Source organism: Streptomyces sp. NPDC052012 (genome assembly GCF_040689265.1).
Taxonomy (GTDB): Bacteria; Actinomycetota; Actinomycetes; order Streptomycetales; family Streptomycetaceae; genus Streptomyces.
The window spans coordinates 14,997-37,318 of record NZ_JBFAXA010000012.1 but is presented as its reverse complement, the minus strand read 5'-3'; the positions used below and the strand labels follow the sequence as shown (position 1 = coordinate 37,318).

15 protein-coding genes are annotated in these 22,322 nt (G+C 71.9%); 9 read left to right on the top strand and 6 right to left on the bottom strand.

The genetic code is table 11. The features are described from left to right. The first annotated feature begins 52 nt into the window (after positions 1 to 52). Positions 53 to 1,342 carry a citrate synthase gene (locus AB0412_RS20305; RefSeq protein WP_366403970.1) on the top strand — a complete coding sequence of 430 codons (1,290 nt, stop codon included), beginning with the start codon at positions 53 to 55 and terminating at the stop codon, positions 1,340 to 1,342. A 605-nt stretch (positions 1,343 to 1,947) separates the two neighbouring features. Here AB0412_RS20305 and AB0412_RS20300 read toward each other — a convergent pair. The 3 genes from AB0412_RS20300 to AB0412_RS20290 all read right to left on the bottom strand — a co-directional run bounded on the left by AB0412_RS20300 (position 1,948) and on the right by AB0412_RS20290 (position 5,257). Beyond that, positions 1,948 to 4,182 carry a heavy metal translocating P-type ATPase gene (locus tag AB0412_RS20300; protein ID WP_366403969.1) on the bottom strand — a complete coding sequence of 745 codons (2,235 nt, stop codon included), beginning with the start codon at positions 4,180 to 4,182 and terminating at the stop codon, positions 1,948 to 1,950. 119 nt (positions 4,183 to 4,301) lie between these two features. After that, complete coding sequence (locus AB0412_RS20295) at positions 4,302 to 4,544, bottom strand: heavy-metal-associated domain-containing protein (RefSeq protein ID WP_366403968.1); 243 nt, start codon at positions 4,542 to 4,544, stop codon at positions 4,302 to 4,304. Positions 4,545 to 4,624: 80 nt separating this feature from the next. After that, on the bottom strand, positions 4,625 to 5,257 hold the full coding sequence (locus AB0412_RS20290) for a TetR family transcriptional regulator (RefSeq protein ID WP_366403967.1): 633 nt from the start codon (positions 5,255 to 5,257) through the stop codon (positions 4,625 to 4,627). Positions 5,258 to 5,398: 141 nt separating this feature from the next. On the opposite strand from AB0412_RS20290, the gene AB0412_RS20285 reads away from it, so the two are divergent. Both AB0412_RS20285 and AB0412_RS20280 read left to right on the top strand, forming a co-directional pair. Beyond that, the gene (locus AB0412_RS20285; RefSeq protein ID WP_366403966.1) at positions 5,399 to 7,627 is read left to right on the top strand and encodes an MMPL family transporter; all 2,229 of its coding nucleotides are present in this window, start codon (positions 5,399 to 5,401) and stop codon (positions 7,625 to 7,627) included. A 66-nt stretch (positions 7,628 to 7,693) separates the two neighbouring features. Then, positions 7,694 to 8,737, top strand: coding sequence for a zinc-dependent alcohol dehydrogenase family protein (locus tag AB0412_RS20280; protein ID WP_366403965.1), 1,044 nt, complete (start codon positions 7,694 to 7,696; stop codon positions 8,735 to 8,737). A 123-nt stretch (positions 8,738 to 8,860) separates the two neighbouring features. Here the strand turns inward: AB0412_RS20280 and AB0412_RS20275 are convergent, their stop codons facing one another. Next, a complete protein-coding gene (locus AB0412_RS20275; RefSeq protein ID WP_366403964.1) occupies positions 8,861 to 9,061 on the bottom strand; it encodes a MerR family transcriptional regulator in 201 nt (66 codons plus the stop codon). 492 nt (positions 9,062 to 9,553) lie between these two features. On the opposite strand from AB0412_RS20275, the gene iolD reads away from it, so the two are divergent. From iolD to AB0412_RS20245, 6 genes are all read left to right on the top strand, one after another. Further along, positions 9,554 to 11,446 (top strand): 3D-(3,5/4)-trihydroxycyclohexane-1,2-dione acylhydrolase (decyclizing), encoded by a 1,893-nt coding sequence (gene iolD, locus AB0412_RS20270; RefSeq protein WP_366403963.1) that lies wholly within the window; start codon positions 9,554 to 9,556, stop codon positions 11,444 to 11,446. Positions 11,447 to 11,460: 14 nt separating this feature from the next. Then, positions 11,461 to 12,963, top strand: coding sequence for a CoA-acylating methylmalonate-semialdehyde dehydrogenase (gene mmsA, locus AB0412_RS20265; protein WP_366403962.1), 1,503 nt, complete (start codon positions 11,461 to 11,463; stop codon positions 12,961 to 12,963). A 259-nt stretch (positions 12,964 to 13,222) separates the two neighbouring features. Continuing rightward, positions 13,223 to 14,638 (top strand): APC family permease, encoded by a 1,416-nt coding sequence (locus tag AB0412_RS20260; RefSeq protein ID WP_366403961.1) that lies wholly within the window; start codon positions 13,223 to 13,225, stop codon positions 14,636 to 14,638. A 156-nt stretch (positions 14,639 to 14,794) separates the two neighbouring features. After that, on the top strand, positions 14,795 to 17,449 hold the full coding sequence (locus tag AB0412_RS20255) for an alpha/beta fold hydrolase (protein ID WP_366403960.1): 2,655 nt from the start codon (positions 14,795 to 14,797) through the stop codon (positions 17,447 to 17,449). Further along, on the top strand, positions 17,446 to 18,312 hold the full coding sequence (locus AB0412_RS20250; RefSeq protein WP_366403959.1) for an ABC transporter permease: 867 nt from the start codon (positions 17,446 to 17,448) through the stop codon (positions 18,310 to 18,312). Before AB0412_RS20255 ends, AB0412_RS20250 begins: the two co-directional genes overlap by 4 nt. 188 nt (positions 18,313 to 18,500) lie before the next feature. After that, entirely contained in the window at positions 18,501 to 19,409 is a 909-nt protein-coding gene (locus tag AB0412_RS20245; protein WP_366403958.1) for a chaplin, read from the top strand. A 315-nt stretch (positions 19,410 to 19,724) separates the two neighbouring features. On the opposite strand, the gene AB0412_RS20240 is transcribed toward AB0412_RS20245, so the two are convergent. Both AB0412_RS20240 and AB0412_RS20235 read right to left on the bottom strand, forming a co-directional pair. Further along, a complete protein-coding gene (locus AB0412_RS20240) occupies positions 19,725 to 20,990 on the bottom strand; it encodes an FAD-dependent oxidoreductase (protein WP_366404107.1) in 1,266 nt (421 codons plus the stop codon). 2 nt (positions 20,991 to 20,992) lie between these two features. Beyond that, a complete protein-coding gene (locus AB0412_RS20235; RefSeq protein ID WP_366403957.1) occupies positions 20,993 to 22,246 on the bottom strand; it encodes an ATP-grasp domain-containing protein in 1,254 nt (417 codons plus the stop codon). Positions 22,247 to 22,322: the final 76 nt, after the last annotated feature.

Here is a 22,322-nt window from a genome sequence, read left to right as displayed (position 1 = left end):
AGAGACAGTCAGGGCACCTCGAAGATGAGGCACTACGTCGGTGAGGGAAGACGTGAGCGACAACTCTGTAGTACTGCGGTACGGCGACGGTGAGTACACCTACCCGGTGATCGACAGCACCGTCGGTGACAAGGGCTTCGACATCGGGAAGCTCCGAGCCCAGACCGGTCTGGTGACGCTGGACAGCGGCTACGGCAACACCGCCGCCTACAAATCCGCCATTACCTATCTGGACGGCGAGGCGGGCATCCTCCGGTACCGCGGCTACCCGATCGAGCAGCTGGCCGAGCGCTCCACCTTCCTGGAGGTCGCCTACCTGCTGATCAACGGCGAGCTGCCGACCGTCGACGAGCTCTCGACGTTCAAGAACGACATCACGCAGCACACCCTGCTGCACGAGGACGTCAAGAACTTCTACAAGGGCTTCCCGCGCGACGCCCACCCGATGGCCATGCTGTCCTCGGTCGTGTCGGCGCTGTCCACGTTCTATCAGGACAGCCACAACCCGTTCGACGAGACGCAGCGCAACCTCTCGACGATCCGGCTGCTCGCCAAGCTCCCGACGATCGCCGCCTACGCGTACAAGAAGTCGATCGGTCACCCGTTCGTCTACCCGCGCAACGACCTGGGCTACGTCGAGAACTTCCTGCGCATGACCTTCTCGGTCCCCGCCCAGGAGTACGAGCTCGACCCGATCGTGGTCTCCGCGCTGGACAAGCTGCTCATCCTGCACGCGGACCACGAGCAGAACTGTTCGACCTCCACGGTCCGCCTGGTCGGCTCCTCGCAGGCGAACATGTTCGCCTCGATCTCCGCCGGCATCAACGCCCTGTGGGGCCCGCTGCACGGCGGCGCCAACCAGTCGGTGCTGGAGATGCTCGAGGGCATCCGCGACTCCGGCGGTGACGTCGACTCCTTCATCCGCAAGGTGAAGAACAAGGAGGACGGCGTCCGCCTGATGGGCTTCGGCCACCGGGTCTACAAGAACTTCGACCCGCGCGCCAAGATCATCAAGGCCGCCGCGCACGACGTCCTGTCCGCCCTCGGCAAGTCCGACGAGCTGCTGGACATCGCGCTGAAGCTGGAGGAGCACGCGCTCTCCGACGACTACTTCGTCTCGCGCAGCCTCTACCCGAACGTCGACTTCTACACCGGCCTGATCTACCGGGCCATGGGCTTCCCGACCGAGATGTTCACGGTCCTGTTCGCCCTCGGCCGGCTGCCGGGCTGGATCGCCCAGTGGCACGAGATGATCAAGGAGCCGGGCTCCCGCATCGGGCGCCCGCGCCAGATCTACACGGGCGTCGTCGAGCGCGACTTCGTCCCGGTCGAGGAGCGCTGACACCTGCCGGTGGGGGCGCCGTGCGCCTGAGTGTCCGTCGCTGAAGGGGTGTGGGCGACTGCTGGCCGGCTTGTGGCTGGTCGCGCAGTTCCCCGCGCCCCCTTGGGGCGCGCTGTACAACCGCACGCTGTACAACCGCATAAGAAGAAGGCGCCCTAATCGCCAGTCCCCCCACGGGCCGACGACCAGGGCGCCTTCCCATGTCCCGGTGCGGATTCCCCCCACGGGATCCGGCCGGGCGTCTGTGAGGACAGCGCCTGAATCGCTGCGGTCTGCCGGGACAGCACACGGTCGGGAGGGCCGCTCAAAGCTCCCCGGTGTGTACGTGCCCCGGCAACGCAATCTCTGGGAAAGTCCCCCAAGACATTCCCAGATGCCAGGTAGCGCCCCCCAAGACGCTGCCCGACATCGCCAACTTAGACCTTCGAACCCCTTCGATGGTTACGTTCACATCACTGTGATCTGCGTCTCTTGCATCTGTCCGTTTGATACGCAAGAGACCGCATACCGCTGGCGGGACTCAAGCGTAAGGATGATGCGAGCGCCTTGTGAAGAGCTTATGTGAGTGTCCTACCGGACTCCAGGGTTACTCACCGGTTGAGTCCTCAATGAAATGCGCGCAGGCGCAGGCTGTTCGTCACCACGAACACCGAGGAGAAGGCCATCGCAGCCCCGGCGATCATCGGATTGAGCAGTCCGGCCGCCGCGAGCGGCAACGCGGCCACGTTGTAGCCGAACGCCCACACCAGATTGCCCTTGATCGTGGCGAGTGTCCTGCGGGACAGCCGGATCGCGTCCGCCGCCACCCGCAGGTCCCCGCGCACCAGCGTCAGATCACCCGCCTCGATCGCCGCGTCCGTGCCGGTGCCCATCGCCAGGCCCAGATCGGCGGTGGCGAGCGCCGCCGCGTCGTTGACGCCGTCGCCGACCATCGCGACCGTGCGGCCCTCGGCCCGCAGTCGCTTCACGGCCTCGACCTTGTCCTCGGGCAGCACCTCCGCGATCACCTCGTCGACGCCCACGCTGCGGGCCACCGCCTCGGCCACCGTCCGGTTGTCGCCGGTCAGCAGCACCGGTGTGAGACCGAGGGCGCGCAGCTCACGCACGGCCTGCGCGCTGGTCTCCTTGATCGCGTCCGCGACGGCGAGCACCCCGCGTGCCGCTCCGTCCCACGCGACCACCACGGCCGTACGCCCGGCGCTCTCGGCCTCCGTGCGGGCGCGAGCGAGCTCGGGCGGGAGTGTGTCGTACAGGCGCCCGACGGTCACCTCATGGCCGTCCACACGTCCGCGTACGCCCCGGCCGGGGACGTTCTCGAAGTGCTCGGCCGGCGGCAGCGCGCCCACCTGTTCCTCGGCGCCCGCGGCGATCGCACGGGCGACGGGGTGCTCCGAGGCGTGCTCCAGGGCGCCCGCGAGCCGCAGCAGCTGCTGCTCGTCGGTGCCCTCGGCGGCGTACACGTCCTGGAGGGTCATGCGGCCGGTGGTGACCGTGCCGGTCTTGTCCAGGACGATCGTGTCGATACGGCGGGTCGACTCCAGGACCTCGGGGCCCTTGATGAGGATGCCGAGCTGGGCGCCGCGGCCGGTGCCGACCATCAGCGCGGTCGGTGTGGCGAGCCCGAGGGCGCACGGGCAGGCGATGATCAGCACGGCGACGGCCGCGGTGAACGCGGCCACGGTGTCGCTGGTGGCGCCGAGCCACAGCCCGAACGTGCCGGCCGCGATCAGCAGCACCACGGGCACGAAGACCCCGGCGATCCGGTCGGCCAGGCGCTGCACCTCCGCCTTGCCGTTCTGGGCCTCCTCCACCAGCCGCGCCATCCGCGCGAGCTGTGTGTCGGCGCCCACGCGCGTGGCCTCGACGACCAGCCGGCCGCCCGCGTTGACGGTGGCACCCGTGACGGTGTCGCCGACGGTGACGTCGACCGGGACCGACTCGCCGGTCAGCATGGAGACGTCGACGGCGGAGGAGCCCTCGACCACCGTGCCGTCGGTGGCGATCTTCTCTCCGGGCCGCACCACGAACCGGTCGCCCACGGCCAGCCGCTCCGCCGGGATCCGCACCTCGCGTCCGTCGCGCAGGACGGCCACGTCCTTGGCGCCCAGCTCCATCAGGGCCCGCAGGGCCGCGCCCGCGCGGCGCTTGGAGCGGGCCTCCAGATAGCGGCCGAGCAGGATGAACGCAGTGACGCCGGCCGCGACCTCAAGATAGATCGTGGACGCGCCGTCGGTGCGGGAGATGGTCAGTTCGAAGGGGTGACGCATGCCGGGCATGCCCGCGTCGCCGAGGAACAGCGCCCACAACGACCAGCCGAACGCGGCGAGCGTGCCGACCGAGACCAGCGTGTCCATGGTGGCCGCGCCGTGCCGGAGGTTGGTCCAGGCGGCCCGGTGGAAGGGCAGCGCTCCCCAGACCACGACGGGTGCGGCGAGGGTGAGCGAGAGCCACTGCCAGTTGTCGAACTGGAGGGCGGGGATCATGGCCAGCAGGACGACGGGCAGGGCGAGCAGCACGGAGACCTGCAGGCGCCGGCGCAGGGTGACGAGCTCCGGGTCCTCTACCGGGGCCTGGGTTTCCTCCTGCGCGGGCGCCGGCAGTTCGGCGGTGTAGCCGGTCTTCACCACGGTGGCGATCAGGTCGTCGACCGCGGTGCCCGCCGGGTAGGTGATCCGGGCCTTCTCCGTCGCGTAGTTCACCGTGGCAAAGACGCCGTCCATCCGGTTCAGCTTCTTCTCGACCCGGGCCGCGCAGGAGGCACAGGTCATCCCGCCGATGAGCAGCTCGACCTCGGAGGCCGCCTGCTGGGCGTCCTGCCGGGCGGCGGTGGTGCTGATCACGGCCAAAACTCCAGTGCGATACGAACGCCGGGTCAGGTGCGCAACCTCAGGGGCGCGGGGAACTGCGCGAACAACCACAACGGACCCGCACCCGCCCGACGGCAGAAGCTCCCGAGCTCTCAGGCGACCTCGCCCACCAGCTCGAACCCGGCCTCGTCCACCGCGGAGCGCACCGCCGCCTCCTCCAACGGTGCCGCAGAGACCACGGTCACCTCACCGGTGGACGCGACAGCCTTCACCGAGCTGACCCCGGGAATCTCGGAGATCTCACCGGAGACGGCACCCTCGCAGTGCCCGCAGCTCATCCCGCTCACCTTGTAGACGGTGGTGACGGTTCCCTGGGTGTCGGTCTGGGAGGTCATGTCGTTACTCCTCGTCGAGGCGTATGGGGTCGAGGGGCCCCATGGGGGCCACACCACCCACACTATACCCCTAGGGGGTATTAGTCCACGACCAGCGGGTCGAGGTACCGGATGAGGACGTTCTTCAGTTCGCGTACGTAGGCCTCGCGCTCGGCGCCCTCATGGGTGAGGACCAGTTCCAGGCCGGCCTTGTAGATCCCCACGCACACCTCGGCGGTGCGGCGCACGTCCGCCGCCGGGGCGTCCGGCAGGAACGGAGCGAGCAGGGCCTCGACCCTGCCGATCAGCGTCGCGTGCAGGGCGTCGTGCTCCTCGGCCATGCGGCCGGGGATGTCGGAGCCGTGCATCAGCGTGAAGAAGACCGGATGGCGGCAGTTGAAGTCGATGAAGCGGTCCACGGCCGCCTCGATCGCCTCCTCCAGGGGTGTGGCGGGGTCGACCGGGGCGAGGGCCTCGCCGTACGTCTGGCGCATCTCGTGCATCAGGCGCTCGCCCAGCTCGATGGCGATCGCTTCCTTGTTCGGGAAGAACTGATACAGCGTGCCGGGCGAGACGCCCGCCTCGCGGGCGATCGCGTTGGTGCTGGCGGCCGCGTAGCCGGTCGTGCAGAAGACGGACGCCGCCGCCTCGAGGAGCTGGGCGATGCGCCGCTCGCCGCGGGCCTGGCGGCGGCGAGGCTGCTCTTTCCCTGGTTTCTCGGTCTTGGCGGGCACGTGGTTGTCCCCAGTTCTCGGTAAGCGATTGACAAACGCGAGCGGTCACTCGCATTCTGGTGAAACGCGAGCGATCTCTCGTGTTTGCCAGTCTATGGCCATGTCACAGCGTGGACTTCATGGTGAAGGGGACAGCGCAAGATGACCGAAGTCAACAAGCCGCCGAGGATCGGGGGCTGGACACGGCTCGTCACCGCCAGGCCCCGCCTGTCGCTGCTGGCCGCCCTCGTCCTCACCGTGCTCGCCGTGCTGGCCGGCAGCGGGGTCGCCGACCGCATGGGCAGCGGCGGCTGGGAAGACCCGGACGCCGAGTCCACGTATGCGACCAAGGCTCTGGAGCGCGAGTTCCCCGACTCCCAGCCCAACTTCCTGCTGCTCGTGGACGCGGGCGGGGCCTCGGTCGACGACCCGGCCGTCGCCGCGGAGGCGAAGCGGCTCGCCGAGCGGCTGGCGAGGGAGGAGGGAGTGACCGGCGTCGGCTCCTACTGGCAGTCCGGCTCGCCCGCCCTGCGCGCCGGGGACGGTCACGAAGCGCTGATCGCCGCCCGCATCACGGGCGACGAGACGACGATGAACGAGACCCTGGACCGCATAGCGCCCTCCTACCGGGGCGAGCGCGGCGCGGTCGACGTCAGCGTCGGCGGCCCGGTCGCCGTGCGGCACGAGATGCAGACGATCATCCAGGAGGACCTGCTGAGGGCCGAGATGATCGCCCTGCCGGTGACGCTCGTCCTGCTGGTGATGGTCTTCGGCAGCGCGGTCGCGGCCCTGCTGCCCCTCGGTATCGGCATCGTCGCCATCCTGGGCACCAACGCGATCCTGCGCGGACTCACCGAGTTCACCGATGTGTCGGTCTTCGCGATGAACCTCACCACCGCGCTCGGCCTCGGGCTCGCCATCGACTACGCCCTGTTCATCGTCCGCCGCTTCCGTGAGGAGCTGTCCACGGGCGCCGACCCGCTGACCGCCGTGGGCGCCACGCTGCGCACGGCCGGCCGCACGGTGCTGTTCTCCGCGCTCACGGTCGCCGTGTCCCTCGCCGCGATGCTGCTCTTCCCGCAGTACTTCCTGCGGTCCTTCGCCTACGCCGGGATAGCGGTGGTGCTGCTGGCCGCCGCGGCCGCGCTGATCCTGCTCCCCGCCGCCCTGGTGCTCCTCGGCCACCGGGTCAACTCCCTCGACCTCAGGCGGCTGTTCCGGCGCGGACGCCCGGACAGGACCCCGGAGACGGCCGCGGAGACGGCCGCGGAGAAGGCCGCCGTGGAGGAAGGCGCAGCCTGGGGCCGCACCGCCCGGCTCGTGATGCGCCGCGCCCCCTTCTTCGCCCTGGGCACCACCGCCGTGCTGGTGCTGCTCGGACTGCCCTTCCTCGGCGTGAAGTTCGGTACCGCCGACGACCGGCAACTGCCCTCCAGCGCCGAGTCGCACATAGCGCAGCAGCACATCCGCGAGGGCTTCCCGGGCAGTCCCGGCGGCGGCCTGGAGGTCCTCGCCGAGGGCCGCGCGACCGAGGCGCAGTACGCGGCCTACAAGGAGCGCATAGCCGCCCTGCCCGATGTCGTACGGGTCGACGGGCCGCTGGTGAAGGGCGACGCGGCCTACTTCACCGTGCTGCCCGAGGGGGAGGCCGTGGACGACCCCGCTCAGCGGCTGGTGGGTGAACTGCGCGCGGTGGACGCGCCGTTCGACACCAAGGTGACCGGCGCGGCGGCCGTCCTGGTCGACTCCAAGGACGCCATCGCGGAGCAACTGCCCCTGGCGGCCGTCTTCATCGTCCTGGTCACCCTGCTGCTGGTGTTCCTGCTCACCGGCAGCGTGCTGATACCCGTCCAGGCGGTGGTGCTCAACGCGCTCAGCCTGACCGCGATGTTCGGAGCGGTGGTGTGGGTCTTCCAGGACGGCCACCTGTCCGGCCTGCTCGGCTTCACCAGCCCCGGCTCCATCGAGACGACCCTGCCGGTCCTGATGTTCTGCGTGGCCTTCGGGCTCTCCATGGACTACGGCGTGTTCCTGCTGTCCCGCATCAAGGAGGAGTACGAGAAGACCGGCGACCACGACCAGGCGGTCCGGCACGGCCTGCAGCGCACCGGCGGGCTGATCACCGCGGCGGCGGTCATCCTGGCGGTGGTCATGGTCGCGATCGGCACCTCACGCGTGACCAACACCAAGATGCTGGGCCTCGGCATCGCGCTGGCCGTGCTCATGGACGCGATGATCGTCCGCAGCCTCCTCGTCCCGTCGGTCATGCGGCTCACGGGCCGCGCCACCTGGTGGGCCCCGGCACCGCTGCGGCGGTTCCACGAGCGGTTCGGGCTGAGCGAGGGGGAGCCGGCCCGGCCCTCCACGGAGAAGGAGCCGGTGCCCGTGTGAGACTCGGGCGGGGCGGGCGTCCGCGGGGCGCCGCGATCCCGGAACCGGCGAGGAAAGGCGAGGCGCGTGAAGGCTGTGGTGTTCGAGCGGTACGGGGAGACCGCCGAGGTGCGTGAGGTGGCGGACCCGGAGCCGGCCGAACACGGGGTCGTGGTGCGGGTCGGGGCCACCGGCCTGTGCCGCAGCGACTGGCACGGCTGGATGGGCCACGACCCGGACATCACGCTGCCGCATGTGCCCGGCCACGAACTGGCCGGTGTCGTCGAGTCGGTCGGTGCCCGGGTGACCCGCTGGGGGCCCGGCGACCGGGTCACCGTGCCCTTCGTCTGTGCCTGCGGGACCTGCGCCGCCTGTGCGGCGGGCGACCAGCAGGTGTGCGAGCGGCAGACCCAGCCGGGCTTCACGCACTGGGGCTCGTTCGCGCAGTACGTGGCGCTCGACCACGCCGATGTGAACCTCGTGGCGATCCCGGACGACATGTCCTTCGCCACCGCCGCCTCCCTCGGCTGCCGCTTCGCGACGGCGTTCCGGGCCGTCGTGCAGCAGGGCCGGTTGGCGGCGGGCGAGTGGGTGGCGGTGCACGGCTGCGGGGGCGTGGGCCTGTCGGCGGTGATGATCGCGGCGGCCTCGGGCGCGCGGGTGGTCGCCGTGGACGTGTCGGCCGGTGCCCTGGAGCTGGCGCGGAAGTTCGGTGCCGCCGCGTGCGTGGACGGCACCCGCACCCCGGACACGGCGGCGGAGATCCTGGAGCTGACAGGCGGCGGCGCGCATCTCTCGCTGGACGCCCTCGGTTCCCCGGCGACCTGCGCCGCGTCGGTGAACGGCCTGCGCCGCCGCGGCCGGCACGTCCAGGTGGGCCTGCTGCCCTCCCCGGACGGGACGACCCCGGTGCCGATGGCCCGGGCCGTCGCCCTGGAGCTGGAACTCCTCGGCAGTCACGGCATGGCGGCCCACACCTACCCGGGCATGCTGGAGCTGGTCCGCTCGGGCGTGCTGCGTCCCGATCTGCTGACGACGTCGGCCATCCCCCTGGCCGCGGCGCCGGAGGCCCTCGCGTCGATGGGCGGCGGCAGCGGCGCGGGCGTCACGGTCATCGAGCCCTGGAGCTGAGCGCGGCCCACTCCCGGTCGGGGAGAAGTCCCGTGCGACGCGCTGTGCCCCACACACGCGGGTGGGGCACAGCATCATTTTCGAAGGCGGCCGGTCAGAGCTGTCTGCTTCTGAGATGGCCGGTCAGAGCTGTCTGCGGCCACGGTTCCCCGGCCGCGACGCCACCCAGGCCCGGACCGTGTCCGGGTACCAATAGGGCTTGCCTCCCTCGACATGGTCGGGCGGGGGCAGCAGGCCGTGCTTGCGGTAGGAGCGCACGGTGTCCGGCTGCACCTTGATGTGCGCAGCGATGTCCTTGTAGGACCACAGCCGTCGGTCGGTCATGCGTCGTACCTCCCCGCGCAGACCACGGCGGCGGCCGGGGGCGGCCGTCAGGGGGAGCCGGGTGCTGCGCTGGCGATCACCAAGCGTTGTGCCCGGTGAACGACATCGGCCGGGATCGGGGCAGGGGCTGTGCGGCGGGTGTGACACAAGCCCCGCGCAGGCGCGACATGTGTGACAGGGCCGAGGTGTTTGTGACAGGCGTGACGAGAACTGGTCCGTATGTCTGGACAAAACATTGACAGCGCCTCGCTCCCGGGCTAGAAACCGGGGGAGGGCCGTACGAACGGGACGCGCGCCCAGGCACCGATCACCTCCGGCGCGGGAGGCCGCTTTGCTTTGGCAGGAGCGAAGTGCGAGCGACGACTCCCCGCCCGCTTCGGCCCCGCGCCGGAGGGCTCCCGCACCCCACGAACGCGGCGGGCCGCCCGCGCGTATACCCCGGCGCGGTTCTGCTTCCACCCGGCCCACGCCGACAGCACAGGGGGTTACCCGATGACGGCGCACACCTCGACCACGCGGCTCACCGTCGCCCAGGCACTCGTCCGCTTCCTCGCCGCCCAGTACACGGAGCGGGACGGCCTGCGCCGCAGGCTGATCGACGCCACCTGGGGCATCCTCGGCCATGGCAACGTCGCCGGGATCGGCCAGGCACTCGTCGAGTACGCCGACGTCATGCCGTACCACCAGGGCCGCAATGAACAGGCCATGGTGCACGCGGCGGTCGGTTACGCCCGCCAGTCGAACCGGCTGGCCGCACACGCCGTCACCACCTCCATCGGGCCGGGCGCCACCAACCTCGTCACCGGTGCCGCCCTCGCCACGATCAACCACCTACCGGTGCTGCTCCTCCCCGGTGACGTCTTCGCCACCCGCCCCGCCGACCCGGTGCTCCAGCAGCTGGAGGTGCCGTACGCGGGCGACGTCTCCGTCAACGACTGTCTGCGCCCGGTGTCGAGGTACTTCGACCGGATCACCCGCCCCGAGGCCCTGATCCCGGCCGCGCTGAACGCCATGCGCGTGCTCACCGACCCGGTGGAGACGGGCGCCGTCACCCTCGCCCTGCCGCAGGACGTGCAGGCCGAGGCGTACGACTGGCCGGCGGAGTTCTTCGCCGAGCGCACCTGGGCCGTGCGCCGCCCCGGCGCCGACCCCGCGGAGCTCGCCGAGGCGGTCACCGCGATCCGTGCCGCCCGCCGCCCCCTGCTGATCGCCGGCGGCGGAGTGCACCACAGCCGCGCCGAGGAGGTCCTCGCCGAGTTCGCCGCGGCCACCGGCATACCGGTCGCCTCCACCCAGGCCGGCAAGGGGTCCCTGCGCTTCGACCACCCCCAGGACGTCGGCGGCATCGGCCACACCGGCACGGCCACCGCCTGCGAACTCGCCCGCACCGCCGACCTGGTGATCGGTGTCGGCACCCGCTACACCGACTTCACCACCGCCTCCGGAACCCTCTTCCAGCACCCGGACGTCCGCTTCCTCAACCTCAACATCGCCCCCTTCGACGGCCACAAGCTCGCCGGGACCCCGCTGATCGCGGACGCCCGCAGCGGCCTCGCGGAGCTGACCGAGGCGCTGGCGATGCACGGCCACCGGGTCGCCGCCGCCTACGCCGCCGAGTACACGGAGGACAAGGAGCGCTGGGAGCAGCGCGTCGACGCGTGCTACGAGGCCGACGAGCCGGACGTCCGGCCCACCCAGCCGCAGGTCCTCGGCGTCCTGGACAGCCTGGTCGACGAGACGGACATCGTCGTCAACGCGGCCGGTTCCCTCCCCGGCGACCTGCACAAGCTGTGGCGCGCCCGCTCCCGCGACCAGTACCACCTGGAGTACGGCTACTCCTGCATGGGATACGAGATCCCCGCCGCCATCGGGGTGCGGCTCGCGGCACCCGAGCGGCCGGTGTGGGCGCTGGTCGGCGACGGCACGTATCTGATGATGCCCACCGAGATCGTGACCGCCGTGCAGGAGGGCATCGCGATCAAGGTCGTGATCCTGCAGAACCACGGGTACGCCTCCATCGGCGGCCTGTCCGAGTCGGTCGGCGGCGAGCGGTTCGGCACCGCGTACCGCTTCCCGTCCGACGACGGCACCTACACCGGGCCGCCGCTGCCGGTGGATCTCGCCGCGAACGCGGCCAGCCTCGGGATGCGGGTGCTGCGCGCGCGGACCGTCGCCGGTCTGCGGGACGCCCTCGCCGAGGCGCGGGCCGCCGACACTCCCACATGTGTCTACGTGGAGACCAAAACGACCGACACTGTGTCGGGCGCGCCTCCCGCGCAGGCCTGGTGGGATGTACCTGTGGCCGAGACCGCGACACGCCCGTCCGCGGTCAAGGCACGTGAGCTGTACGAACGGCACGTCTCCACCCGACGCCGCCATCTGTGAAGGAGTTCTCGGTCATGACGAAGATCGTCAACCACTGGATCGGCGGCAAGACCGCCGAAGGCGCCTCGGGTACCTACGGTCCGGTGACGAACCCGGCGACCGGCGAGGTCACCACCAAGGTCGCCTTCGCCTCCGTCGAGGAGGTGGACGCCGCGGTCGCCGCCGCCAAGGAGGCGTTCCTGAGCTGGGGCCAGTCCTCGCTCGCCCAGCGCACCACGGTCCTGTTCAAGTTCCGCGCGCTGCTGGACGCGCACCGCGACGAGATCGCCGAGCTGATCACCGCCGAGCACGGCAAGGTGCACTCCGACGCCCTCGGCGAGGTCGCCCGCGGCCTGGAGATCGTCGACCTGGCCTGCGGGATCAACGTGCAGCTCAAGGGCGAGCTGTCCACGCAGGTCGCCAGCCGCGTCGACGTGGCGTCCATCCGCCAGCCGCTCGGCGTGGTCGCCGGCATCACGCCGTTCAACTTCCCGGCGATGGTGCCGATGTGGATGTTCCCCATCGCCATCGCCTGCGGCAACACCTTCGTGCTCAAGCCCAGCGAGAAGGACCCGTCGGCGTCCGTCCGCATCGCCGAGCTGCTGGCCGAGGCCGGGCTGCCCGACGGCGTGTTCAACGTCGTCCACGGCGACAAGGTGGCCGTCGACCGGCTCCTGGAGCACCCCGACGTCAAGGCGGTCTCCTTCGTCGGCTCCACCCCGATCGCCCGCTACATCCACACCACCGCCTCTGCCAACGGCAAGCGCGTGCAGGCCCTCGGCGGCGCCAAGAACCACATGCTGGTGCTGCCGGACGCCGACCTGGACGCGGCGGCCGACGCGGCCGTCTCCGCCGCCTACGGCTCGGCCGGTGAGCGCTGCATGGCGATCTCCGCGGTCGTCGCCGTGGGCGCGATCGGCGACGAGCTGGTGGAGAAGATCCGCGAGCGCGCCGAGAAGATCAAGATCGGCCCCGGCGACGACCCGACCTCCGAGATGGGCCCGCTGATCACCAAGGCCCACCGCGACAAGGTCGCCTCCTACGTCGAGGGCGCGGCGGCCGAGGGCTGCGAGGTCGTCCTGGACGGCACCGGCTACACGGTCGACGGCCACGAGGACGGCCACTGGATCGGCATCTCCCTGCTCGACAAGGTGCCGACGTCGGCGAAGGCGTACCAGGACGAGATCTTCGGCCCCGTCCTGTGCGTGCTGCGCGCCGAGACGTACGAGGAGGCGCTGGACCTCATCAACGCCTCGCCGTTCGGCAACGGCACCGCGATCTTCACCCGGGACGGCGGCGCCGCCCGCCGCTTCCAGCTGGAGGTCGAGGCCGGCATGGTCGGCGTGAACGTCCCGATCCCGGTCCCCGTGGGCTACCACTCCTTCGGCGGCTGGAAGGACTCCCTCTTCGGCGACCACCACATCTACGGCAACGACGGCACGCACTTCTACACCCGCGGCAAGGTCGTCACCACCCGCTGGCCGGACCCGGCGGACGCCCCGGCGGGCGTCGACCTGGGCTTCCCGCGCAATCACTGAGCGTCACCGCGCACCCTGATGTGCGCCTGATGAGGCCGTCCGTTATGCGGACGGCCTCATTTTTTTGCGGGGGTCCGCTGCGGTTCCCGCACCCGGCCGATGCGCGGTGACTCCGGGCCCGTTGCTGCGATAAACGACAGCGTAAGCCCTTGCTCGCTGCGGATTTCGCGGCAAGACACCCATTGACGCATCACTTTTCGTCGGTGTTCGATGCTCGCCAGTTCTTCGCGCCGCTGCACGAGTCGATCGGAACCGCCGCATGACCGACACGCTCCGCCCTGTCGAGGCCACCCTTCCTCAGGCCCCGAACAGCCCCCAGAAGCTCAAGCGCTCCATCGGGGTCGTGGGCGGTACTCTCCTCACCCTGTCGTGCGTGACGCCCGCGTCCACGCTCTTCGTGGTGGTCCCCGACCTGCTCGGCTCCCTCGGCACCGCCACCGCCCTCACCATCGCCATCGGCTCGCTGCTGTGCGTGGCCGTGGCGTTCTGCTACTCGGAGCTGGGCACGCTGGTCCCGAGCGCGGGCGGCGAGTACGCGATGGTCTCCACGCTGGCCGGGCGGCTCGCGGGCTGGCTGGTCTTCGTGCTGTCGCTGCTGGTCGTGATGATCGTCCCGCCGGTGATCGCGATGGGCACGGCCGACTACCTCGAACCGGTCGTCCACCTCGACCCCTCCATGGCGGGCGCCGCCGTGATGCTGCTCGCCACCCTCGCCGGTCTGCTCGACCTGCGCGCCAACGCCTGGATCACCGGCGTCTTCCTCGTCCTCGAGGTCATCGCGGCGGCGGTCGTCGCCGTCCTGGGCTTCGCCCACAGCGAGCGCGGCCTCGGCAGCCTCGCCTCGATGGAGGTGGCCGGCCCGGACGGCGGCCCCGACGCCGTCACCGCCCTGCTGGTCGTCTCCGGGCTCGCCATCGCCCTGTTCATCACCCAGGGCTTCTCCACCGCCGTCTACCTCTCCGAGGAACTGGAGAACCCGCGCCGCAACGTCGCCCGGACCGTGCTGGCCACCCTCGGCATCTCCGCCGTGATCATCCTCGTCCCGGTCGTCGCCATCACCCTCGGCGCCTCCGACCTGGCCGAGCTGACCGGCGGCGACATCTCCTCGATGGTCACCGCCTGGTCCAACTCCGCCGTCGGCACCTTCGTCAGCCTGTGCGTGGCGCTGGCGATCATCAACGCCGGCATCGTGATGGTCATCCAGAACTCGCGCGTCCTGTTCGCCTCCGCCCGCGACAAGGCCTGGCCCGAGCCGGTGAACAACGTCTTCGCCAAGCTCGGCCGCTTCGGCTCCCCCTGGGTCGCCACCCTCGCGGTCGGCGTCCCCGGCGCCGCCCTGTGCTTCGTCAACCTCGACACCCTGTACGGCGTCACCGGCGTCTCCGTCACCGGCATGTACCTGCTCGTGGCCGTAGCCGCCCTGCTCTCGCGCCGCGGCGCCCACCGCCACGCCCCCGCCTGGCGCATGCCGCTGTGGCCCGCCGTCCCGGCCCTGCTGATCGTGGTCCTCGGCTACGTCCTCACCCAGCAGGACCCCGTCCACCTGCTGTGGACCGGCGGCATCACCGCGGCCGCCACCCTCTACTGGGCCCTCTACCTCCGCCCCCGCACCGCCACCCGCTGGCTGGTGACGCTGCCCGAGGACACCCGCACGGACACCCCAGGGGGCTTCTGAGGGTCTCCGCGGCGTCGCGACGCCCGGCACGCCCTCTCGCCGCCTCTAACTACCACGGACGCGGTACGGGCGACCGGCCGCGTACGCCCCGGGGAGGTGCCGAAGTTCGGTCCCCGGTCGCCACGGGGGCACAGAATCACCCCGTACGGTTGTCGCATGGATCTTCGACTGCCCGGGACGCGGTGGTTCCGGTCACGACGGCCCCGACAGGCCCTCGCCGCCGCGGCCGCCGTCGTCGTACTCGCCGGTGCCGGGACGTGGAGCGCCGTCGCCTCGGACGAGCCGCCCGCCGTCAAACGCGCCGACCGGGTCATGGCCATGGGCGACGGAGTGCGCGTCGACACCTCGTACTTCACCGCGGGCCCCGCCGGCCGCCGCCCCGCCGTCCTGCTCGGGCACGGCTTCGGCGGCAGCAAGGACGATGTGCGCGAGCAGGCCGAGGACCTCGCACGCGACGGATACGCGGTGCTCACCTGGTCCGCTCGCGGATTCGGCAGGTCCACCGGCAAGATCGGGCTGAACGATCCGAAGGGCGAGGTCGCCGATGCCTCCCGGCTCGTCGACTGGCTGGCCGAGCAGCCCGAGGTCCGTCTCGACAAGGCCGGCGACCCGCGCGTCGGCATCGCCGGCGCCTCCTACGCCGGCGCCGTCGCCCTGCTCACCGCCGGACACGACGACCGGATCGACGCCATCGCTCCGGCCGTCACCTACTTCGACCTCGCCGACGCCCTGTTCCCGAACGGCGTGTTCAAGAAGCTGTGGGCCGGCATCTTCGTCAACTCCGGCGGCGGCTGCGAGCAGTTCGAGCCCGCGCTGTGCCGGATGTACGAGCGGGTCGCCGAGTCCGGCATCCCCGACGCCGAGGCCCGCCGGCTGCTGGAGGAACGCTCACCGTCCGCCGTCGCCGACCGCATCGACGTCCCCACCCTCCTCGTGCAGGGCCAGTCCGACTCCCTCTTCCCGCTCGGCCAGTCCGACGCGGCAGCCAAGGCCATCCGCGGCAACGGCGCCCCCGTGGCCGTCGACTGGATCGCGGGCGGCCACGACGGCGGCGACCCGGAGACCGCCCGCGTCCAGGACCGCGTCCGGGCCTGGTTCGACCGCCACCTCAAGGGCGACGAGACGGCCGGCACCGGGCCCGCCTTCCGCGTCACCCGCACCGGAGGCGTCGACTCCACCGACGGCCAGGCCCAGCTCCGCGGCGCCGGCTCGGACCGCTACCCGGGCCTGGACAGCGGACCCCGGCCGATCCCGCTCACCGGACGCGAACAGACCTTCGACAACCCGGCCGGTGGCGGCCCGCCCGCCGTCTCCGCCCTCCCCGGACTCGGCGGCTCCAACGGCCTGTCCCAGCTGTCCTCGCTCGGCGTCGGTGTCTCCCTCGACTTCCCCGGCCAGCACGCCCGCTTCGAGTCCGCACCCCTCGCCCGCGACCTGCGCATCACCGGATCGCCGACGGTCACCGTGCACGTGACCTCGACCAGCGACGACGCGGTGCTGTTCGCCAAGGTCTACGACGTCGGCCCGGACGGACGGCAGCAGGTACTGCCCTCGCAACTGGTCACGCCGATCCGCGTCGCGGACGCCGAGAAGGGCAAGGACGTCACGCTCACGCTCCCGGCCGTCGACCACGAGGTCGACAAGGGCCACCGCCTGCGCCTCGTCCTCGCCTCCACCGACCTCGGCTACGCCTCCCCGGCCGCCCCTGCGGCCTACACCGTTTCCCTGAAGAGCGACCTGACGGTGCCGACCGCGCCCGGCGTCACCACCGCCGCGGCCCCGCTGCCCGCCTGGGTGTGGTGGCTGCCCCTCGCCGCGGCCGTGACCGCCCTCGCCCTGATCCTCACCGGCCGCCGCCGCACCCGGGCCACCGCCCCCGACCCCGCGCTCACCGACGTACCGCTCCAGATCACCGGCCTGAGCAAGCGCTACGCCCGGTCCGCCGACCGGTACGCCGTCAAGGACCTCTCCTTCCGCGTCGAGCGGGGCCAGGTCCTCGGCCTCCTCGGGCCCAACGGAGCCGGCAAGACCACCACCCTGCGCATGCTGATGGGGCTGATCCGGCCCGACGACGGCGAGATCCGCGTCTTCGGCCACGCGATCCGCCCCGGCGCCCCCGTGCTCTCCCGGGTCGGCGCCTTCGTCGAGGGCGCCGGTTTCCTGCCGCACCTGTCCGGCCGGGAGAACCTGGAGCTGTACTGGAGGGCCACCGGCCGCCCGCCCGAGGACGCCCACCTCGACGAGGCCCTGCGCATCGCCGGACTCGGCGACGCGCTGGCCCGCGCGGTGCGCACCTACTCCCAGGGCATGCGCCAGCGCCTCGCCATCGCCCAGGCCATGCTCGGCCTGCCCGACCTGCTCATCCTCGACGAACCGACCAACGGCCTCGACCCGCCCCAGATCCGCGAGATGCGCGAGGTGATGATCCGTTACGCCGCCGCAGGGCGCACGGTGATCGTCTCCAGCCATCTGCTGGCGGAGGTCGAGCAGACCTGCACCCACCTCGTCGTGATGGACCGCGGCCGGCTCGTCCAGGCGGGCCCGGTCGCCGAGATCGTGGGCTCCGGGGACATGCTGCTCGTCGGCACGCCCACGGCCCCGGAGGAGCCGGTCGTCGAGAAGGTCGCCGCCCTGACCGGTGTGGCCTCGGCCGTACGCACCGACGACGGGCTCCTGGTGCGGCTCGACGCCGACGGCAGCGCGGAGCACCTGGTCGCCGAACTCGTACGCCTGGAGGTGCCCGTGCGGTCCGTCGGCCCCCACCGCCGCCTGGAGGACGCCTTCCTCACCCTGATCGGAGGCTCGGCATGAGCAGCACGCTCACCGACCACCCGGAGGTCGCCTCCGGCTACCGGGCGGGCCGCACGCTGCCCCTGCGGGTGGAGCTGGTCCGTCAGCTCAAGCGCCGCCGCACGCTGGTCATGTTCGGGATCCTCGCCGCCCTGCCCTTCGTGCTGGCCGTCGCCTTCGCCATCGGCGGCGAGCCGGACGGCCGTGGCGACCGCATCACCCTGATGGACACGGCCACCGCGTCCGGCGCCAACTTCGCCGCCGTGAACCTCTTCGTCTCGGCGGGCTTCCTGCTGGTCATCCCCGTCGCCCTGTTCTGCGGGGACACGGTCGCCTCGGAGGCGAGCTGGTCGTCCCTGCGCTATCTGCTGGCCGCGCCCGTGCCCCGGATGCGGCTGCTGTGGTCGAAGCTGCTCGTCGGACTGGGCCTCAGCCTCGCCGCGATGGTGCTGCTGCCGCTGGTCGCGCTCGCCGTCGGCACCGCCGCCTACGGCTGGGGTCCGCTGCGGATCCCCACCGGCGGCGTGCTCGACGCCGGTACGGCCGCCCAGCGGCTGCTCGTGGTGGTGGCATACCTCTTCGTCTCCCAGCTGGTCACCGCCGGGCTCGCCTTCTGGCTGTCCACCCGCACCGACGCCCCGCTGGGCGCGGTCGGCGGTGCGGTCGGCCTGACCATCGTGGGCAATGTGCTGGACGCGGTCACCGCGCTCGGCCACTGGCGGGACTTCCTGCCCGCGCACTGGCAGTTCGCCTGGGTGGACGCCGTACAGCCCACCCCCGAGTGGTCCGGGATGGTCCAGGGCGCGGCGATCTCCGTCACCTACGCCCTCGTGCTGTTCGCCCTGGCCTTCCGCGGTTTCGCCCGCAAGGACGTGGTGTCCTGACCCGTCCACTGACCCGTCCACCGTGCGGCACCCGGTGCGGGCCAACCGGGTGAACCTGCGCAACCGATTCCTGCGCATCGGGTTGATGAAGAAGTAGGGCATGCGACGCCACGAGAAGGCCGGCCTCCGCAGGTCGGCCTTCTTGCCAAGGCCGGCTTTCCCATTCTTCAAGCAGGAAGACAACGACATTGCGACAGACCCTGAGCAGGGGAGTGTTCGCGGCGGCCGCCGCCACGGGCATTCTGTCCCTGTACGGTGCCCCGGCCCTCGCCGACTCGGAGGCGGTGGGAGCCGCCGAGGACTCTCCCGGCGTGCTGTCCGGGAACAACGTCCAGGTGCCGGTCGAGGCGCCGGTGAACGTGTGCGGCAACACCGTCGGTGCGGTCGGCGCGCTCAATGAAGCGGCCGGGAACGTGTGCGCCAACACCTCGCACGCGTCCGAGAAGTCCTCGTCCGACGCCTCGTCCGCATCCGCCTCTTCGTCCGGTTCCTCCTCGAAGTCCGCCGAGCACGGCAGCTCCGGCGGCGGCGCGCAGGCGGTGGGCAGCGCCAAGGGCTCGCCCGGTGTCGCGTCCGGCAACAACGTCCAGGTGCCGGTCCACGCCCCGGTGAACGTGTGCGGCAACAACGTCGCCGGTGCCGGACTGTTCAACGAGACGAGCGACAACACCTGCGTCAACTCCTCCGAGGGCGGCAAGTCCAAGGACGGCGGCCACCAGGCGGTGGGTGTCGCCGAGGGCTCGCCCGGTGTGCTGTCCGGCAACCTGATCCAGCTGCCGATCCACGCGCCCATCAACGTGTGCGGCAACAACATCGACGTCGTGGGCGTGTTCAACACGGCGTACGACAACTACTGCGAGAACAGCGTCTCCACGCCGGACAAGCCCGACGAGGAGACCAAGACTCCGCCCGCCAAGCACAAGCCGCCGACCACGCGGGTCGTCGAGCCCCCCGCGGTCGAGGAGGAGGAGCCCGAAGGGCCCCACCTGGCGGAGACCGGCAGCGACGGCATCCTCACCGCCTCGGCGGCCGGCGCGGCCCTGCTCCTCGGCGGCGCCGTGCTCTACCGCCGTGGACGCGCCGCGTCCCGCGCCTAGCCGCTCCGCGCCCAGCCGACAGGCACCGGGCGCCGACCTCCCGGTCCGGCCCCACGGCCCACGGCAGCCGACCACGCCCCCGCTCCGACACCGCCACCCCGGGTGGCCACGCCGGACGGGGGCGTTGTCATGCCCCGAGACGGCGGGTTCGCCGCGCGGGCGGGTACCGAGAGGCCGGGTGCGCCGGGCGGGCCTGCCCCGAGGCGCCGGGAGCGTCGTGTGGGCTCGCGGCGCGGCGGTGGGGGTGCAGGCGGAGGGCCGCCGACGGAAGTGCGTTCCGTCGGCGGCCCTTGGTGTGTCCCCGCGGGGCTCCGGTCAGCGGGTCACCGGGGCCCGGGTCTCGGCGCGGTCGGCGCCCGAGGGGAGAGGGACCGTGCCGCGGGCCGGGGTCGAGCGGAGCCGGCGCCGTACGCCCTGGACGAGGGTCGAGGCCGTGAACGTCGCCCCGTGGACGAAGCGCATCGCCGGGCCGAAGCCCGACGCGGTGACCAGGCCCGCCATGAACAGGCCGGGGTGCGAGGACTCGAAGGTGCGGCCCACCTCCGGGGAGCCGTCGGGCAGCGTGGCCAGGCTCCCGCGCAGCTCGGGCGCGAGCAGCCCCAGCCGGTCGCAGCGGGCCTTGAACCCCGTGGCCGCGATGACGTGCTCGGTCTCCAGCGAGCGCACCGCGCCGTCACGGCTCACCGTGTCCAGACGTACGCCGCCCGGCACCGCGCAGGCCGCCGTGACCTCGTGGCCCGGCACCACCTCCACCGCACGCTCCACCCGGTCCCGCACCCACCAGGCGCCCGCCGGACCCAGCGCCGTCGCCGCGATGCGCGCCCGGGTCGACTCGGGCAGCCGCCGGAACAGGCCGGGACGCTCGGAGTAGAACCAGTTCTTCCAGCCGGGGCCGAGCCCGCTGTGCGGGGAGCGGGCGGACTGCCACCACGGGCGCTCCCAGGCCGGCGGCATGTCGTTCCACACCAGCCGGTCCGCCCGCGCCAGCACCCGCACCCGCGTTCCCTGTTCGGCGAGCAGCGCCGCCGTCTCCAGAGCCGCCTGGCCGCCCCCGATCACCGTGACGTCCTTGCCGCGGAACTGGTCGAGGTCGCTGTGGTGGCTGCTGTGGGTCACCAGCGCCGGGTGCAGACCGCGCAGCGCCTGCGGCACCTCGATGAACGGCATCACACCGACCGCCAGCGCCACCGTCCGCGCGTGCAGCTCCTGGCCGTCCTCGGTGACCGCGAGGAAACCGCCCGGCACGGACGCCAGGCGGGTGATCGTGCGCTCGTCCACGTCCGGTACCGCGTGCTTGGCGAACCACAGGCCGTACTCGGCGAACGCCTCCACGGGAATCGGGTGCGCGTGACGTGCCGTCAACCCGTTCTCCGCGCAGTACACGTCCAGCCGCCAGCGGCCCGCCGGATCCGACAGGTTGGACGCCCACGGCTCCGACTTCAGGAACATGCCGCCGGGCATGTGGTCGCGCCACGACGCCATGGGCCGGCCGAACACCCTGAGGCTCAGCCCGGCGGACGCGGCGTGCGCCGCGATCGACAGCCCGTAGGGACCGGCGCCCACCACCAGAAGGTCGTACATCATCAACTGCTCGCTTTCTCGTTGTCGGTCGGCAAGGGCGAGGCCGCCCGGGGAATCAGGGGAGTGACCGGCGCGGCCGGCCTCGGGATCAGCCGCTGCCGCAGGCGGCCGGACACATGGCGGCACCACAGGGCCCACATCGCCCATCCGGGACCGCGGTCGTCCGGGGCGTACCACGCGAGTTCACGCCCGCCCGGCGCGCCGCGCAGAGCGGCGAGCGGCGCGTAGTTCTCCACCACGAACTCCCGCCCGGCCCTCTGCTCCCCGTCCGGCAGCGCACGGCCCGTCAGATCCAGGTGCAGCGCCCGTACGACGTCCACGCCGGCGCTGTCCGTGAACAGCCGGAACTGGGCGCCGGGGCGCGGGTTGAAGTCGAGCAGGTGGTAGCGGCCCGTGCTGCCGCAGCGCCGGAAGTCCAGGTCGAGGATGCCGCGGTAGCCGAGCGCTCCGGTGAGCCGCTCGGCCAGTTCCCGCACCTCGGGGTTGGGCGTCCAGCGGCCCACCGCGGTCAGTCCCGCACCGCGCGGCCACGCCAGCTGCTTGCGGCCCGGTCCGCCCGCGCGCACGGCGCCGGTGCGGTCGGCGTAGCCGTGGAAGAACCAGTCGCGGTCCGGCCCCGGCGGCAGGAACTCCTGCAGCAGCAGCGGACTGCCCGCCTCCTCGCTGCGTTCGTACAGCTGACGGGCCTGCTGCGCGGAGTGCACCAGCTGGGTGCTGCGCAGTCCGCTGCCGGCCGGCAGCAGCCAGGGCCGGCTCCACTTCGCCACCACCGGCAGCCCCAGCCGTCGCGCGTCGTCGGCGGCGCGCACCGGGCTGTCCGGGACCAGCGTCCGCGGATGCGGAAGGCCGGCGGATTCGCACACCGCGGCCAACTCGGCCTTGTCCGCGACCCGTTCGGCCAGCGCGTCCGGCATCTCCGGCAACAGGTAGGAGGACGCGAGCCTCTCGCGCAGGCGGGCCACGGCGAGCGCGCAGGCGTCGTCCATCGCCACCAGCACGGCGGGCCGCCCGATGCCGTCGGCCACCCGGCGCAGCACGGCGAGCAGGGCGTCGTCGGACGCCCCCGGGGGCGGCGGGGGGTGCAACCGGCTCATATAGCGCGACCGGCCGACCGGACTGCCCGTCACATCCGCGACGACATGCACGGGGACACCCGCCCTGCCGAGGGAACGCACGGCGCCCAGCGTTCCGTGGTGAAAGGGATTCCGGTCGGTCCGCAGCACCACGGCCGGGACACCGGTGTCGAGCAGCGACACGCATTCTCGCTTTCTTCGAAGGGAGGCCTGGCGGCTTTTCACCGGGGCGGTTTCATTTCGTTCGCTCACCCGCACG